The organism is Mesorhizobium sp. P5_C1 (assembly GCF_054049815.1).
On sequence record NZ_JBFULQ010000099.1, the window covers coordinates 1 to 15581 of the forward strand.

The 15581-nt window shown below is 62.8% G+C and carries 16 protein-coding genes, 1 tRNA gene and 1 pseudogene; 6 read left to right on the forward strand and 12 right to left on the reverse strand.

Annotated features, from left to right (window positions below):
- Both ACXJ7R_RS10965 and ACXJ7R_RS10970 read left to right on the forward strand, forming a co-directional pair.
- Positions 1-120: pseudogene (locus tag ACXJ7R_RS10965) on the forward strand (phosphoribosyl-AMP cyclohydrolase); the annotation flags it as partial.
- A gap of 84 nt (positions 121-204) precedes the next feature.
- Complete coding sequence (locus tag ACXJ7R_RS10970) at positions 205-1176, forward strand: patatin family protein (RefSeq protein WP_457151863.1); 972 nt, start codon at positions 205-207, stop codon at positions 1174-1176.
- 114 nt (positions 1177-1290) lie between these two features.
- On the opposite strand, the gene recJ is transcribed toward ACXJ7R_RS10970, so the two are convergent.
- The 8 genes from recJ to ACXJ7R_RS11010 form a co-directional block, all read right to left on the reverse strand.
- Positions 1291-3075 (reverse strand): single-stranded-DNA-specific exonuclease RecJ, encoded by a 1785-nt coding sequence (gene recJ / locus ACXJ7R_RS10975; RefSeq protein ID WP_457151850.1) that lies wholly within the window; start codon positions 3073-3075, stop codon positions 1291-1293.
- A gap of 153 nt (positions 3076-3228) precedes the next feature.
- On the reverse strand, positions 3229-3453 hold the full coding sequence (locus ACXJ7R_RS10980) for a DUF6434 domain-containing protein (RefSeq protein ID WP_457151851.1): 225 nt from the start codon (positions 3451-3453) through the stop codon (positions 3229-3231).
- 96 nt (positions 3454-3549) lie between these two features.
- Positions 3550-4533 (reverse strand): class II fructose-bisphosphatase, encoded by a 984-nt coding sequence (gene glpX, locus ACXJ7R_RS10985; RefSeq protein ID WP_095087840.1) that lies wholly within the window; start codon positions 4531-4533, stop codon positions 3550-3552.
- Between the two features lie 203 nt (positions 4534-4736).
- Entirely contained in the window at positions 4737-4904 is a 168-nt protein-coding gene (locus ACXJ7R_RS10990) for a Thivi_2564 family membrane protein (protein WP_095087838.1), read from the reverse strand.
- 63 nt (positions 4905-4967) lie between these two features.
- The gene (locus ACXJ7R_RS10995) at positions 4968-5324 is read right to left on the reverse strand and encodes a hypothetical protein (protein WP_457151852.1); all 357 of its coding nucleotides are present in this window, start codon (positions 5322-5324) and stop codon (positions 4968-4970) included.
- A gap of 137 nt (positions 5325-5461) precedes the next feature.
- On the reverse strand, positions 5462-6775 hold the full coding sequence (locus ACXJ7R_RS11000; RefSeq protein WP_457151853.1) for a homoserine dehydrogenase: 1314 nt from the start codon (positions 6773-6775) through the stop codon (positions 5462-5464).
- Between the two features lie 46 nt (positions 6776-6821).
- Positions 6822-8039, reverse strand: coding sequence for an LL-diaminopimelate aminotransferase (locus ACXJ7R_RS11005; RefSeq protein WP_457151854.1), 1218 nt, complete (start codon positions 8037-8039; stop codon positions 6822-6824).
- A 59-nt stretch (positions 8040-8098) separates the two neighbouring features.
- Positions 8099-8476 carry a hypothetical protein gene (locus tag ACXJ7R_RS11010; RefSeq protein WP_457151855.1) on the reverse strand — a complete coding sequence of 126 codons (378 nt, stop codon included), beginning with the start codon at positions 8474-8476 and terminating at the stop codon, positions 8099-8101.
- A gap of 98 nt (positions 8477-8574) precedes the next feature.
- On the opposite strand from ACXJ7R_RS11010, the gene ACXJ7R_RS11015 reads away from it, so the two are divergent.
- The 4 genes from ACXJ7R_RS11015 (at position 8575) to ACXJ7R_RS11030 (ending at position 12945) form a co-directional block, all read left to right on the forward strand.
- Positions 8575-10410, forward strand: a complete 1836-nt coding sequence (locus ACXJ7R_RS11015; protein ID WP_457151856.1) for a PHA/PHB synthase family protein — start codon at positions 8575-8577, stop codon at positions 10408-10410.
- Between the two features lie 213 nt (positions 10411-10623).
- The gene (locus ACXJ7R_RS11020; RefSeq protein WP_457151857.1) at positions 10624-11874 is read left to right on the forward strand and encodes a D-Ala-D-Ala carboxypeptidase family metallohydrolase; all 1251 of its coding nucleotides are present in this window, start codon (positions 10624-10626) and stop codon (positions 11872-11874) included.
- 290 nt (positions 11875-12164) lie between these two features.
- A tRNA-Glu gene (locus ACXJ7R_RS11025) sits at positions 12165-12239 on the forward strand.
- Between the two features lie 274 nt (positions 12240-12513).
- Complete coding sequence (locus tag ACXJ7R_RS11030) at positions 12514-12945, forward strand: pyridoxamine 5'-phosphate oxidase family protein (RefSeq protein ID WP_457151858.1); 432 nt, start codon at positions 12514-12516, stop codon at positions 12943-12945.
- 87 nt (positions 12946-13032) lie between these two features.
- Here the strand turns inward: ACXJ7R_RS11030 and ACXJ7R_RS11035 are convergent, their stop codons facing one another.
- From ACXJ7R_RS11035 to ACXJ7R_RS11050, 4 genes are all read right to left on the reverse strand, one after another.
- A complete protein-coding gene (locus ACXJ7R_RS11035; protein WP_457151859.1) occupies positions 13033-13317 on the reverse strand; it encodes a hypothetical protein in 285 nt (94 codons plus the stop codon).
- Positions 13318-13584: 267 nt separating this feature from the next.
- Positions 13585-13989: a TadE/TadG family type IV pilus assembly protein gene (locus ACXJ7R_RS11040; RefSeq protein WP_457151860.1), complete on the reverse strand. Its 405-nt coding sequence runs from the start codon at positions 13987-13989 to the stop codon at positions 13585-13587.
- On the reverse strand, positions 13979-14404 hold the full coding sequence (locus ACXJ7R_RS11045; protein WP_457151861.1) for a TadE/TadG family type IV pilus assembly protein: 426 nt from the start codon (positions 14402-14404) through the stop codon (positions 13979-13981). Before ACXJ7R_RS11045 ends, ACXJ7R_RS11040 begins: the two co-directional genes overlap by 11 nt.
- A gap of 20 nt (positions 14405-14424) precedes the next feature.
- A partial coding sequence (locus ACXJ7R_RS11050) for a pilus assembly protein TadG-related protein (RefSeq protein WP_457151862.1) occupies positions 14425-15581 on the reverse strand: 1157 nt, incomplete at its 5' end.

Genomic DNA, 15581 nt, shown 5'->3' on the forward strand with positions numbered 1-15581 from the left:
GGCCGACGTTCATGCTTTTATCGGACGGTGGGGCTGGTCGACGGCAAGGGGACGCTTGTTGACGACGGCAGCAAGCCGTTGTTCGATGCGGAAACCACGTATCGGAAACCATCAGCTTGAACCTTCTGCCTGACCCAAGTCACATAGATTCACCATTTCGATACGGCCCGCCCTTATATTAGCCGTGGGACAAGGGAGATCATGATGCTCGAGTGGGCGTCATTGCGTAACAAACCAGATGTCAGGGAGGCCAATGGCCTGTCCTCGTCGGGCGGCGCATCCGAAACAAAACCACCAAGAAAAACCGGTATTTCGCTCGCCCTAGGCGGCGGGTGCGCCAGAGGCTGGGCGCATATCGGCGTGCTGCGCGCGCTCGATGAAGCCGGCATCGAAGTGTCGATGATCGCCGGCACGTCGATCGGCGCGCTGGTCGGCGGCTGCTATCTCTCAGGCAAACTGGACGAACTGGAAGAATTCGCCCGCAGCCTGACCAAACGACGCATTTTTGGCCTGCTCGATCTCAACCTGCGCGGCAGTGGCCTGTTCGGCGGCATGAAGCTCGACGCCCGGCTGCGCGAGCACATGGCTGGCATTCGTTTCGAGGACCTGGCCAAACCGTTCGTCGCAGTCACCTCCGAAATTCGCACCGGCCACGAAATCTGGCTGTCGAGCGGCTCATTGATCACCGCGATGCGCGCCTCCTATGCGCTGCCCGGCGTGTTCGAGCCGGTGAATTGCAACGGCCGCGTGCTGGTCGACGGTGCGCTGGTCAACCCGGTGCCGGTTTCGGTCTGCCGCGCCTATGAGCAGCCGCTCGTGGTGGCGGTCAATCTTCACTATGACCTGTTCGGCCGCGCCGCCGTCATCAAGCACAGCGCCGGCGAGCTGGTCATCGAAAAGGATGCGCCGCGGCCGGGCCGGGTCGATCCCGAGCACCATTCGCATCAGACGCGGCTCGGCATCACCGGCGTCATGGTCGAGGCCTTCAACATCATCCAGGACCGCATCTCGCGCGCCAGGCTTGCCGGCGATCCGCCCGACATGTCGCTGCAGCCGAAGCTCAGCCATATCGGCCTGACCGAATTCCACCGCGCCGACGAGGCGATCAGCCTCGGCTATCAGGCAACGATGGCGCAGATCGGCGAACTGACCCGCCTGCAGTCCGTTCTCGCCTGATTCATGTCTTCCAAGGCAAGGAAACAGGCTCTTGACGCGCGCCGACCAACACGAATGGCGCCAGGCGAATTTCGGAAGCAAATTCGATCCTAGCTAGGCCGCCCCACGGTGACCTTACGCACGCGCCGCGTCGATGATGCGAAACTGCACCGTGCGGTTGCCGTTCCAGTAATTGCCCGACAGCGAGCCGGCGACATGCACGGTCTTGCCCCGGTTCTTGAACAGGAATTCTCCAAGTGCGGTATCGACGGCGCGAAAGGCGATCGCCTGGATACGGCCGCCACTTTCCGACTGCAGCTCGACGCGTATGTGGTTAGTGCCAACCGGCCGCGCATCAGCAAGCCGGTGACGCGGCAGCACGAAGACCGGCGCTGCATGCCCGGCGCCGAATGGGCCGGCTTTCTCCAGCGCGTCGAGAAGGCCGAGCGTCGCGCCTTCGGCGGCAAGCGCCCCATCGATCGCCAGGCTTTCCTCGCCTTGCAGGCGGAACACGTCGGCCGCCGCTCGCTCTTCGAAAAACGCCCTGAGCTCGCCAAGCTTCGCCCGCTCCACTGTGATGCCGGCCGCCATGCCGTGGCCGCCGCCCTTGATAATCAGCCCGGCATCGGCCGCCTCGCGCACCAGCCGGCCGAGGTCGAAGCCCGATACGGAGCGGCCCGAGCCGGTACCTGTGCCGCTGGCATTGAAGGCGATGGCGAAGGCCGGCCGGCGCGCATGATCCTTCAGCCGTGAAGCGAGCAGGCCAACAATGCCCGGGTGCCAGTTGTTGCTGGCGGTGACGACAATGGCCGGGCCGTTGCCGCCGGCAAGTTCGGCATCGGCCTCGGTGCGGGCTGCCGCCAGCATCTCCTGCTCCATCATCTGCCGTTCCTGGTTTAGCCGGTCGAGCGTCTCAGCAATGGTGCGGGCCTCGACCGGATCGTCGGTGGCAAGCAGGCGACTGCCAAGCGCGGCATCGCCGATGCGCCCGCCGGCATTGATGCGCGGGCCGATCAGATAGGCGAGATGGAAGGTGCTAATCGGCTCGCCGATGCGCGACACCCGTGCAAGTGCAGCCAGCCCTTCGTTCTTCTGCTGGCGCGCCATCTGCAGTCCCTTGACCACGAAAGCACGGTTGACGCCGATCAGCGGCACCACGTCACAGACGGTGGCAAGTGCGGTGAGATCGAGCAGGGAAAGCAGGTCCGGCGGCGTGGCATCTACTGTCCGCCCGCGCAGGATCTTGGCCGTCTGCACAAGGGCGAGGAAGACCACGCCGGCGGCGCAGAGATGGCCCTGTCCGGAAAGGTCGTCATCGCGGTTGGGATTGACGACGGCAACTGCCGCCGGCAAGGCACCGCCGACCTGATGGTGGTCGAGCACGACGACATCGGCGCCGGCTGCATTGGCGGCGTCGATGGAAACGGCGCTGTTGGTGCCGCAATCGACAGTGACGATCAGCGTCGCGCCACGCGAAACCAGTTCGCGCATCGCATCCGGATTGGGACCATAACCCTCGAAAATACGGTCAGGGATGTAGATTTCCGACGGTACCGAGAAATGCGCCAGGAACCGTTTCAGCAAGGCCGACGAGGCAGCGCCGTCGACATCGTAGTCGCCGAAGATCGCCACCTTTTCCCTGGCCATCACCGCAGCCGCGATGCGGGCCGCCGCCTTGTCCATGTCGGTCAGCGACGCCGGATCCGGCAACAGGTCACGGATCGTCGGATCGAGAAACCGCTCGGTCTGCTCGGCGGTGACACCGCGACCGGCAAGCACCCGCGCGACGATGTCGGGCACGCCGTGGCCTTGCGCGATGGCGAGCGCGACCATGTCCTGCCGCTCGGTCAGCCGGTGCTCCCAGGAAACCCCGGTAGCCGATTGCCTGACATCGAGGAAGAGGCGTTTGTCGCCGGTCATGCGGTTTGCCAACTCATGGTTGGCCGCAGGATAGTGCATGTCGCCTAAAAGTGCGCAGCGGTTTTGGGACAACGACATGCACAGGCAACAGCCTAAAGCAGGCAAAGCCAAGCGGTTCGCGGTGATGCGCCGTCGCGGGAGATGCCAAGAAAACTACGCTTTCCGCTTTTCAGCCTGGCGCCGAAGCCATTCGTCGGCCGCATCGCCCATGGTCTTGTACACACCGTCCTTGAGCCAGGCCATGAACGGCCGGTCGAACCTGAACGCATCGCCACATTCGCGGGTGAAAAAGCGGCGCACGTTCTGTGTGTTGCGATAGGACTTCGTGACAGCGGTGGCACGCGAAATCGCATCCGCATGCCAGTCGAACGGTTTCATCCTCAAATCCTTGCGGCCAGCGTCATCCGACGCAGCCACAGGGCTAACAACTGCGATGCTGGTCCGCAAGCGCCCAAGCCAACAACGGGAAGAAAGCTAGAACTTATCCAGATCCTGGTGCCTGGCCTTGATCTCGCGCACCGTCCGCGACGACGAGCGCAGCACGATCGTGTGGGTGGTGATGGTGTTGCGGCCGAACTTGACGCCGGCAAGCATGTTGCCGTCAGTGACACCGGTGGCCGCAAACAGCACGTCGCCGCGCGCCATGTCTTCCGTCCGATAGACCCGCTTCGGATCGGAAATACCCATCTTCGCGGCGCGTGCCACCTTTTCCGGCGTGTCGAGGATCAGCCGGCCCTGCATCTGCCCGCCGGTGCAGCGCAACGCCGCCGCTGCCAGCACGCCCTCCGGTGCGCCACCGGTGCCGAGATAGATATCGATGCCGGTTTCATCGGGATCGGTGGTGTGGATGACGCCGGCGACGTCGCCATCGCCGATCAGCCGGATCGCGGCACCCGTGGCCCGTACGGCGTCGATCAGCTTGGTGTGGCGTGGCCGGTCGAGGATACAGGCGGTGATGTCCGACACCGCGACGCCCTTGGCGCGGGCGAGGCTGGCGATGTTGTCGGCCGGCGAGGCATCGATATCGATGACGCCGTCGGCATAGCCCGGACCGATGGCGATCTTGTCCATGTAGACGTCGGGCGCAAACAGCAGGCTGCCCTTCTCGGCGATCGCGATGACGGCGAGCGCATTGGGCAGGTTCTTGGCGCAGATCGTCGTGCCTTCGAGCGGATCGAGCGCAATATCGACCGCCGGGCCTTTGCCCGAGCCGACTTCCTCGCCGATATAGAGCATCGGCGCCTCGTCCCGCTCGCCCTCGCCGATCACCACCGTGCCCCTGATGGCAAGCCGGTTGAGCTCCTGGCGCATGGCATCGACGGCGACCTGGTCGGCCGCCTTTTCGTCGCCACGCCCGCGCAGCCTGGCGGCCGCGACGGCGGCGCGTTCCGTGACGCGCACCAGCTCCATGGTGAGTATCCGGTCAAGGCCGGCGACAATGTTCTGGGCCACGTTCATCTGGCAATTTTCCTCGTTGATATGCGGCCTCCCGCCGGAGGCGCGTCTCTTTTGTCAAACGAGCATGACAACGGCAAGACCTCACGGGATTTTTGTCGAATAGCCAGCAATATCAATCGATTAAACCGCATTCTTGAAACGAGGCCGGCCCGGTCGTAAAGAACCGGGCCGGCTTGTAAAGTGGAAAATCGAGCCGCTGCGGCCTAGAAAACCGCAAGGTATTTGAGCAGTGAAATGATGCCGATGATGATGACGATGATCTGGGCGATCTGTCTCATCCGGGCGTCCAGCGGCAAGCGCTGAACCAGATAGAGAACGAGGATGATGACGAGGAACGTGATCAGGATGCTGATCAACATCGATGAAGCCATGGTGCCCTCCTGGCAATAAAATGCTGAAAATGAGCCGGCAAGGCCGGCTCCATCACTCCGCGGTCAATACCAGCGGCGCGAGTTGTCGTTCATCGACTGGCCAATGGCGAGGCCGGCAAGAAAGCCGAGCAGGCCGATCACGCCGATCACAGCCGTCGTCGTACCAGGATTTTCGCGCGCGACATCCGACACCGCCTGCGCCTGGCTGCGCAACTGTTGTGCGGTTCGCGACGCGCGGGCCGCGGCTGTATCGTACAAATCCGAAGCCTGCTCGCTGGCGTCGTCGAGCATTTCCGCGCCCCGCGCCGAAATGCTCTTGTTGATCTTGGTGATCTCCTTGCGCAGTTCGGCGATCTGCTTTTCCAGCGTCTTCTGGATGTCGTCGATGTGAGGGCTGTCGGACTTGTTGGTATCGGCCATGAAGCGGTTCCTTTGGTTGCTGACCAAGGAAACGGCGCCCAAGCGAATTCGTTCCGGTCGGTCGTGGCTGCTTGCCACCAGACCGACGCGCAATACCGGCGGGATTCCTGTCCCGCGCGGCGACCTGAAGAGAGAAGCTACCCTGCCCGCTCGATGCGGATGACCTGCGGCTTGTCGGTCAGATGGCCATCCTTGGTGATGCCGTCGACGGCTTTGCGTACGGCGGCCTCGGTCGTCTCGTGCGTCACCAGGATTACCGTCTTCTGCGCCGCCGCCTCGCCGTTGACCGCGTGCTGGACGATCGATTCCAGCGAAATGTCGTTGTCGGCCATGCGCTTGGCGATCGCGGCAAAGACGCCGATGCGGTCATGCACGGTCAGCCGGATGAAATAGCCGCCGGCATGGCTGCGCATCTGCGCCTTCTTGTAGGGTTTCAGCTCCTTCGCCGGCCGGCCGAAGACCGGACCATGTTGGAAGCCGGGCCGGCTCTTGGCGATGTCGGCAATGTCGCCGATGACGGCCGAGGCCGTGGCGTTGCCGCCGGCGCCGGGGCCGGAGAGCAGCAGTTCGCCCAATATGTCGGTCTCGATCGCCACCGCATTGGTGACGCCGTGCACCTGCGCGATGACCGAGGCGGTCGGCACCATGGTCGGGTGCACACGCTGCTCGATGCCACTGTCGGTGCGCTGGGCAACGCCCAGCAGCTTGATCCGGTAGCCGAGATCGCCGGCCGCGCGGATGTCGGCCTGGGTGATGTTGGAAATGCCTTCCATGTAGATGTCGTTGGCAGCGATTTTTGTGCCGAAGGCAAGGCTGGTCAGGATCGACAGCTTGTGCGCGGTGTCGTGGCCCTCGATGTCGAAGGTCGGATCGGCCTCGGCATAGCCGAGCCGCTGCGCGTCCTTCAGGCAGGCGTCGAACGAGATGCCCTCGGCCTCCATGCGGGTCAGGATGTAGTTGCAGGTGCCATTGAGGATGCCGAACACGCGGTTGACCGAATTGCCGGCCATCGCCTCGCGCATGGTCTTGATGACGGGAATGCCGCCCGCTACCGCCGCCTCATAGTTGAGCAGCACGCCGCGCTTCTCGGCGATCTCGGCCAGCGCCACGCCATGCTTGGCCAGCAGCGCCTTGTTAGCGGTGACGACATGAAGGCTGGCTTCGAGTGCCGCCTTCACCGACGACCGCGCCGGCCCCTCATCGCCGCCGATCAGTTCGACGAACACGTCGATTTCGGCTGTCTGCGCCATCTTGACCGGATCGTCGAACCACTTTGCCGAGCTGACATCGACGCCGCGATCGCGTTTCTGGTCACGCGCCGAAACCGCAGTGACGACGATGTCGCGCCCGCATTGCCGGGTCAGTTCCGCCGCCTTGTCGCGCAGCACGCGCGCCACGGACGCGCCAACCGTGCCAAGACCGGCAATTCCAACACGCAATGCTTCAGCCATGGCCGGCGACGTCCCTCAAGTCAGATCGAAATTGTCTGCGGCAAACTTACCGGTGAGCGGAAAGCGGCACCACATTGTTGGGTTGCTTGGCGCTGGCCGATAGGAAGCGCTTGATGTTGCGCGCCGCTTGCCGGATCCGGTGCTCATTCTCGACCAGCGCCACGCGCACGAAATCGTCGCCATGTTCGCCGAAGCCGACACCGGGCGCCACCGCCACGTCGGCGTGTTCGATGAGCAGCTTGGAGAATTCGAGCGAGCCGAGATGACGGAACGGCTCCGGGATCGGCGCCCAGGCAAACATCGATGCCGCGGGGGCCGGAATGGTCCAGCCGGCGCGTCCGAAGGCATCGACCATCACGTCGCGGCGCTTGTGGTAGATGTCGCGCACCTCGGCAATGTCGGCGCCGTCACCGTTGAGCGCGTGTGCCGCCGCCACCTGGATCGGCGTGAAGGCGCCGTAGTCGAGATAGGATTTCACCCGGGTCAGCGCCGAGATCAGCCGTTCGTTGCCGACCGCAAAGCCCATGCGCCAGCCGGGCATGGAGAASGTCTTGGACATCGAGGTGAATTCGACMCMGACGTCGATGGCGCCCGGCACCTGCAGCACCGACGGCGGCGGATTGCCGTCGAAATAGATCTCCGAATAGGCAAGGTCGGACAGGATGATGATGTCGTTCTTCTTGGCGAAGGCGACGACGTCCTTGTAGAAATCGAGCGAAGCGACCAGTGCCGTCGGGTTCGACGGATAGTTGAGGATCAGCGCCAGCGGCTTCGGGATCGAGTGGCGGACGCCGCGCTCGAGCGCCGGGATGAAGCCGTCGTCCGGCTCGACCTGCAGCGAGCGGATGACGCCGCCCGACATGATGAAGCCGAAGGCGTGGATCGGATAGGTCGGGTTGGGGCACAGGATCACGTCGCCAGGCGCAGTGATCGCCTGTGCCATGTTGGCGAAGCCCTCTTTCGAGCCGAGCGTCGCCACCACCTGCGTGTCGGGGTTGAGCTTCACGCCGAAGCGCCTGCCATAGTACGCGGCCTGGGCGCGGCGCAGGCCCGGAATGCCGCGCGACGAGGAATAACGATGCGTACGCGGATCGCGCACGACCTCGCACAGTTTGTCGACGATGGCCTTGGGTGTCGGCAGATCCGGATTGCCCATGCCGAGGTCGATGATGTCGGCGCCGCGCGAACGGGCGCTGGCCTTGAGCCGGTTGACCTGCTCGAAGACGTAAGGCGGAAGCCGGCGAACCTTGTGAAATTCTTCCATGGCAGTTCCAGACAGCAAAGGGGCCAGATATCTAAGGGCTTTGGGCGCGCGCTATATACTTATTTGCAGGTAGGGTCGAGGGCGGGATCGCATTTGCCTTCGATCTGCTTCAGCGTTTCGTCGCCATGCTTTTTGGCAAGATCCGTGAGCGCCGCCTGGTCGGCCACGTCGGGCTTGCCGTTCTTTGCCGCCTGCGCGCTCTCATCGGCCTTCAATTGCGCGAGCTTGGCGTTCTTCTCGGCGTCGGTGAACTGCGGCGCCGCCACCTGCGGCTTGATGTTCAGGTTCGGAAAGGTGCCGGTATCCTTCGCCCCCGTCACAGGCACCGGGCCGCTGGTGCTGGAACAGCCGGCAATCCCAATGAGGACGATTGCCGCGCCAATGCGGCAAAAACGTCCGGCGCCGAAAAAAACAGTCTCGCCAATGTTAATCGTCATATTGTTTCCTTGGCAGCCGCGGTAGAGCGAGATTGGACCCCGTCGGATGTCCCATGTTAATATGTCAAGAAAACGCTTCGGGAGGAACCCCGCGAACCATGTCCAAGACACCCGATTCGGGCAAAGCGGAAGATGACGAGCCTTCGACCGTCGAGCAATATCTGGTGAAGGACCCGGAACGCTTCGCCCTGAACATGGCGCGCATGATCGAGCAGGCCGGCAAAGCGGCCTMCGCATGGGCCGAGCCACGCGAAAAAGGCGATGTGCGCGATCACGTCGCCGAGCCTGTCGTCGACATGGTCAAGACCTTCTCCAAGCTCAGCGAATACTGGCTGTCCGATCCGCAGCGCGCGCTGGAAGCGCAGACGCGGCTGTTCTCCGGCTACATGACTGTCTGGGCCAACGCCATTCAGCGCACCAGCAACGCCGCGGAAGCCACCGAAGATGCCGTGAAGCCGGAACGTGGCGACAAGCGCTTCCTCGATCCCGAATGGGGCCGCAACGCCTTCTTCGATTTTCTCAAGCAGGCCTATCTCGTCACCTCGCGCTGGGCGGCCGATCTGGTCGAGCACGCCGACGGTCTGGACGAGCACACCCGCCACAAGGCCGGCTTCTACGTCAAGCAGGTGGCCAACGCCATCTCGCCGTCGAATTTCATCCTGACCAACCCGGAACTGTTTCGCGAAACCGTCGCGTCGAACGGCGAGAACCTGGTGCGCGGCATGAAGATGCTGGCCGAGGACATCGCCGCCGGCAAGGGCGACCTGAAGCTGCGCCAGGCCGACTACTCGCCCTTCGAGATCGGCCGGAACATCGCCACCACCCCCGGCAAGGTAGTTGGCCGCAGCGACGTCGCCGAGATCATCCAGTACGATCCGGCGACCGAAACGGTGCTCAAGCGACCGCTGCTGATCTGCCCGCCATGGATCAACAAGTTCTACATCCTTGATCTCAACCCGCAGAAATCCTTCATCCGCTGGGCGATCGAACAGGGCCACACCGTCTTCGTCATCTCCTGGATCAACCCGGACGAGCGCCACGGCACTAAGGGCTGGGAAGCCTATATTCGCGAGGGCCTGCAATACGGCCTCGACACGGTCGAGAAGGCCACCGGCGAACGGGACGTCAACGCGATCGGCTATTGCGTCGGCGGCACGCTTTTGGCGGCGGCACTGGCGCTGATGGCGCGGGAAGGCGACGACCGCATCAAGTCGGCCACGTTCTTCACCACGCAGGTCGACTTCACCTATGCCGGCGACCTGAAAGTGTTCGTCGACGAAGAGCAGGTCGCGGCGGTGGAAAAGTCGATGAGCGAAAAGGGCTACCTCGACGGCACCAAGATGGCGACCGCCTTCAACATGCTGCGTTCGGGCGACCTGATCTGGCCCTATGTCGTCAACAACTACATGCGCGGCAAGGATCCCCTGCCCTTCGACCTGCTTTACTGGAATGCCGATTCCACCCGCATGGGCGCGGCCAATCATTCGTTCTATCTGCGCAACTGCTACCTGGAGAACAACCTCTCGCAAGGCATGATGGAACTGGCGGGCCACACGGTCTCGCTCGGCGATATCACCATCCCGATCTACAACCTCGCCTCCAAGGAAGATCACATCGCGCCGGCGCTTTCGGTGTTCCTCGGCTCGAAATACTTCGGCGGCAAGGTCGAATACGTCATGGCGGGGTCGGGCCATATTGCCGGGGTCGTCAATCCGCCGGCATCCAACAAATACCAGTACTGGACCGGAGGGACGCCTACGGGCGACTTCGGTGAGTGGATAGCCAAGGCCACCGACCATCCCGGATCGTGGTGGCCGCACTGGCAAAGCTGGATAGAGGCCAAGGACAACACCCGCGTTCCGGCCCGCAAACCCGGCAAGCATATGAAAACCTTGGGCGATGCCCCCGGCACCTATGTGAAAGTGCGTGTGTAACGGACTGTAATGTCTGGTGAGTTGACGGACCGGCAAAAGCGGGCGAAATGGTGTCGTCAACCACCGCGCGGCCGTAATTCGGCAATAACTGCAAAAATACTTCCAGGCTTGCGGATTTGACACAGGTCTCGTTTCCGGATCGGAGACAACGGTCACTTGGCACCGATATCAGGGCCGCGCCAAGGATATACCGACCGGACATCGAGGGGGAATTTGACTTTGAAATCAGCAGGATGGAGCCTCGCAAAGGGAGAACGCCGCGCCGTCGTGGCAGCGCTCTGCTCCCTGCTTCTGGCCTCCTGCACCTCTGCCGGCGACCCGACGATGTCGGTTGGAATGCCCGGCTACAATGCCACCGCATCGGACATAAGCGCTGCCTCGAATGGCAAGTCGACCACCGTCGTCGATTCGACGCAGACCACGACCGAGCAAACGACCGTGATGACGGCAAGCGATACGGCACTCCCTGAAAAGGTCGCCTATGTGCCCGTGGCCAAGCCGCAGGCCGCCTTTCCGCTGACCACGCCGGCTGGCACCGAGACCATCGCGGGACAAACCCCGCAGTCCCTGCAGCAGCCGGCGCAGACGGCGCAGCAGAACGACGCGGTTGCCCAGCAGATCGCCGCCGCCGATGCCGGCGTGAACGCGCCGAAGCCAGCTGCCGCCCCAGTGTTGGACAATGCGGTCTACGTGACGGCAGGCGAGATGCCGCAGGCCGACGCGCCGAAGAAAAAAGGCTTCCTGGCCTCGATGTTTGGCGCCACGCCCGCCTCGGCCGCGCCTTCGCCGCTCATCAACACGAGGTCGGGCGACCAGCCCGCGGCGCAGGCCAAGCCGGCGCCAGCAGCCATAAAACCGATCATCACACTGGCCTCGGCCGATTCCACGGCAAAGCCGCTGCAGTTGGCCTCGACCGGTGGCGAGAGCGGCCACATCACTGGTAGCGATGCGCTGCCCGGCGTGCGCCAGACAGCCCTGTTCGAGATCAAACGCAAATCCGGCCTCGATGACGAGAGCGACGTCGACCTCAACGAGGACGAGGGTCCAATCGGCGGCTCCTATCAGGTCGCGTCCGCCGCCGGCATGGCGCGGTTGGCGCCCAACGGCTTGCTCAAGCAGAACGAGAGCGTCGATGTGGCTTGCCTGAAGCCGTCGCTGGTCCGCGTGCTGAAGACGATCGAAGGCCACTACGGCCGCAAGATGATGGTGACATCAGGCTATCGCGATCCGGCCCGCAACCGCCGCGCCAATGGCGCGAAGAACTCGCTGCACATGTACTGCGCCGCCGCCGACATCCAGGTTCCCGGCGTTTCGAAATGGGAACTGGCGAACTACATCAGAAGCATGCCGGGCCGCGGCGGCGTCGGCACCTACTGCCACACCGAATCCGTCCACGTCGACGTCGGCCCCGAGCGCGACTGGAACTGGCGCTGCCGTAGGCGCAGCGGTGGCGGCGACGGCTAATAGCGGAGCGGCGCCGCGTCGCTTCGCTCCTTGCTCCGCCCGTGGATGACGAAGCGCGATAGGCGTCTCCGCCGATCGCCAAGGCATGTACCCTGCGCGGACCAAAGTCTTCCCTGCCTTGCCCTTGCCCACTTTGGCAGGGCCGCCACTCGGCATAATTGGCGGCACACCGGCGCCTTGCCAGGCGCGACAACATCCCTGTTTTGGCAGGCTGGAAAAAAGTTGTCCAAGGCGGCACCTGACGGGTTGCCGGTTGGGCACAACGCCAGTATAAGCCGCTTCGTCTGAGCGCGCCCATCGTCTAGCGGTTAGGACACCGCCCTTTCACGGCGGTAACAGGGGTTCGATTCCCCTTGGGCGTACCAGACTTTTCAAGCACTTAGTGGCTCCCCCCTCGTCCGTCGAATATCCGCCGAATAAACGTCCGCGAATTTGCGTGGACGGCACCTGGTTGATTCCGCCGACGTTCCTGCGACTACCGGTAGGTCCGTGCGACATGGACGTGATGTGAAGAGCAGGCCAGGGTCGCTCTCAAACTGTAAAGTCAAAGCCCGCCACCGTCAGGCAGCGGGCGCACAACTATTATGGCTTGGGTGCCGATGATAGGGTCGCGGCCATTCGCGCGGAGGACGTGTCAAAATGCACAGGAACGATCGATGGCAACTTGTTCGCGATTTTCTGGCTAGGCATAAACTCGGGGCTATCAGCACTGTAAATCCGGATGGGTCTCCAGAGGCAGCCGTCATACAGGTGACGTTGGGCGAGGATCTCAACATCGTGTTCGACAGTTTTCCTGGAAGTCGGAAGCTGGCAAATATCGAACGAGACAGCCGGGTCGCCATGGTGATCGGTTGGGACGAAAACGTCACCGTTCAAATTGAGGGCCGGGCCCGGCCTGCCAAGGCTGACGAAGAACAGCGGTTAAGGGATGTTCACATAGCGAACTGTCCGCTTGAAGCAGAGTTTCTGAAGCAGGGGGCACAACTATTCACAATTCTGCCCCGCTGGATCCGCTACTCTGATTTCCGGGGCGAACCAATCGTGTTTGAGCTTACCGGCGGCGACTTGTAGGTTTGGAGAATGATCCGGCCCCAGTCAGAAAGCCCGCCACAGTGAGGCAGGCAACCGGCATGATGGTGGGCCGCCCCCAGCCTAATTTTACTCCGCAAGCGTTTCTTCGGGCGGCGGTGTCAACACGGTGATGTCCATTCTGGCGATTCTCGATGCAGCGCCACCCTGCGCGTTAGGATCTGTGTCGCCTGTTTCGGCAGCCATTGCCTTGGCGCGATGTCCTACGCTGTCGGCGCTCTTGCCTGGCGCGAATCCTTCGACTGTTTCTGGCTTTGTCGCTTTCAGTTGAGTGTCAGGTACCTGCCGATGCTGACTTGCAATAGCCGAAACCATAGCTCCCTCCTTTGGTGAGGACATGATGGTATCTGCCATGGCTGTTGCGAGACTTACCATGCGGAAGGCCCGCCACCAGAGGCAGCGGGCTTCACTATTCTCATCGGGAATTTTGATCAGATCACCCGCAGCGTTTGAACGATCTGCTGCGCAAGGCGTATGTTTGTCGTCTGCTGCTCGTTGAAGTCGGTATCGTGCTGCTCGCCGCTGTGACACCAATCAATCGCGTGCGTCTTGACGCAATAGCCCTGAGAATCGTACCCATCTTGCGTCACGCCAAAAGCCCACACTAGGCAGACCACGCGCCTAACTGCCGACCAGCGGCACTGTAACCGTGGTCGCATAGTTGATCGGGAAATCGCTGAAGTAGGGGAAGTTGATGGCGAAGGCATAGGTGGCGGTCACATGCGCCATGCGGAAGCCACCGCTCGCCGGATCGATGGCGATCGTGACGTTCACATCCTTCAAACCCAGGGCCTGCAATTTCTGTGTGGCGATGGACTGGATGTCGGCCTGGGTCAGCGTGTTCTGAAGCTGCAGCGAGCGTGATGATGTCTCCAGCGTATAGCGAACGCTGGACACCGAGTTCATCGCCCAACCGAAGGCGAAGATCCCGAACAGTAGCATGACGAGAAAGGGCGCGATCAGCGCGAATTCCAACCCGGTGCCACCCGATCGATCCCGTCTGAATGCGCCTGCCCTAGCGGACACGGATCACCTCCGAGTGGCCGATGACGCTGGAGCCGGAAAAAACGCCGAAGGTGAAGGGCGGCACCCAGGTGGCCGATGCCTGGATCTGAACATAGACGGATGGCACCTTCGGCCCACTGCACAATGCGGAAGCATCGACCACGGTCGTCCCGCACATGTAAATCCGGCTTAGCGTGACCTGGCCATCCGAGGGCCGCTTCTCCCAGCTCGAAATGGCAACGGCCTGGGTCGCCGTATCATTGGTCGATCCTCCCATGACCAGGTTCGCGGCGGTCTTCACGCCGGCGCGCATCGACATCGAGTTCGTCATATAGGACCAGCCATCGGYGATGCCGAGCAGCGCCACACACAGGAAGGGCAGGACCATCGCGAACTCTACCGCGGCAACCCCGGCTTTATCGCGCAGCATCGGCATCGATCGGCGTTCCATGGAGGCTACTCGACCAGCGCCACGGACTGCGTGGCCGGAATGTCGCGCATTCCGAGGCTGGTGCAATCCTGATTGATGGTTGAGTTGCCCGACCATTGGATCGTGTCCGCAACGACCTGGGTGCATCCGTTCTGGCCGGAGAAGTTGCCGAGATAGTTGACCTGCTGCTTGGGGAAATAAAGCGCGCCCGTCAGCAGCGAAGTCGCCGTGCCGTTGAAGGTGCTCTGTCCGCCTATGCTCGTTCTGTCACCATACATCAGCACACCGGAATAGGTACCGGACGTCGGTGCGCTCAGGGAGACGTTGGCGTTACCGTTCATCGACACGCGCGAGGAGCCAGCGAGGTAAATGGTGACGCCGTCACCGGAGACATTGGCGTTCGCATTCACCTTGAAATCGCCACTCTGGATGACATAGACGCCGGGCTGCAGCGTAACTGTGCCGCTGAGGCTGAGCCCGCTGCAATAGGTGCCGGGTTTCAGCGTCGACTTGTTGGCGTTCTGGCAAGGGTTCGAGGCCGCGGGCGCCGGCAGGTCGGAAAATGGGTCGGCGGCCGGCAATGCCTGGGTGATCGGGGCCGCGCAGACGGTCGTGACGGGATTGCTGAGAGAGACGCCGCCCGCCGTTATCAGGCAATCGGCCTGGAGCCCCGCCGAGCCCTGAAGCTTGATGGCGTCAGACGCGATCGAGTTGGACATGACCGAGCAGCCGATGAGCTTGACGCTGGTGTTGCCGGAAAATAGTGCCGCCTGCGAAGCCGACGGATCGAGCGCGAGCACGCAGGCCTTCGAAGCATTGGTGATGAGGGCCACCGCCCTCGCCTGTTCGGGAACCTGGCCCTGCGTGAAGAGCGAGGTGAACATCCGGTCGAGGTTCTGGCCGACGATGACCTCGACCGCCTTCTTCGCCGTGTTCGGCCCGGATGCTGGCGGCGTATTGACGACGATCGTACCGGAGCCCAGTCCATTTGATGCGGCCGACTGGGTTGCGGCCGCGACGATCGTCGGCTTGTCGGAACCTGAGATCTGTTCGAGCGCGCCGGCATAGGCAGCGGCATCGGCGGTCGCCTGCAGCCTCAGGCTGTTGTAGTACCAGTAGGAGGTTTCCACCCCGAAGCCTGCAGCACCGACGACGATCGGCAAGGTCAGGGCGAAGATGGTGG

Coding starts and splice junctions, on each gene's coding strand:
- ACXJ7R_RS11035 (WP_457151859.1), bottom strand. CDS start 13,317: ATGGCAGATACCATCATGTCCTCACCAAAGGAGGGAGCTATGGTTTCG.
- ACXJ7R_RS10980 (WP_457151851.1), bottom strand. CDS start 3,453: ATGAAACCGTTCGACTGGCATGCGGATGCGATTTCGCGTGCCACCGCT.
- glpX (WP_095087840.1), bottom strand. CDS start 4,533: ATGAACGTGGCCCAGAACATTGTCGCCGGCCTTGACCGGATACTCACC.
- recJ (WP_457151850.1), bottom strand. CDS start 3,075: ATGACCGGCGACAAACGCCTCTTCCTCGATGTCAGGCAATCGGCTACC.
- ACXJ7R_RS11030 (WP_457151858.1), top strand. CDS start 12,514: ATGCACAGGAACGATCGATGGCAACTTGTTCGCGATTTTCTGGCTAGG.
- ACXJ7R_RS11010 (WP_457151855.1), bottom strand. CDS start 8,476: ATGACGATTAACATTGGCGAGACTGTTTTTTTCGGCGCCGGACGTTTT.
- ACXJ7R_RS11000 (WP_457151853.1), bottom strand. CDS start 6,775: ATGGCTGAAGCATTGCGTGTTGGAATTGCCGGTCTTGGCACGGTTGGC.
- ACXJ7R_RS10995 (WP_457151852.1), bottom strand. CDS start 5,324: ATGGCCGATACCAACAAGTCCGACAGCCCTCACATCGACGACATCCAG.
- ACXJ7R_RS10970 (WP_457151863.1), top strand. CDS start 205: ATGCTCGAGTGGGCGTCATTGCGTAACAAACCAGATGTCAGGGAGGCC.
- ACXJ7R_RS10990 (WP_095087838.1), bottom strand. CDS start 4,904: ATGGCTTCATCGATGTTGATCAGCATCCTGATCACGTTCCTCGTCATC.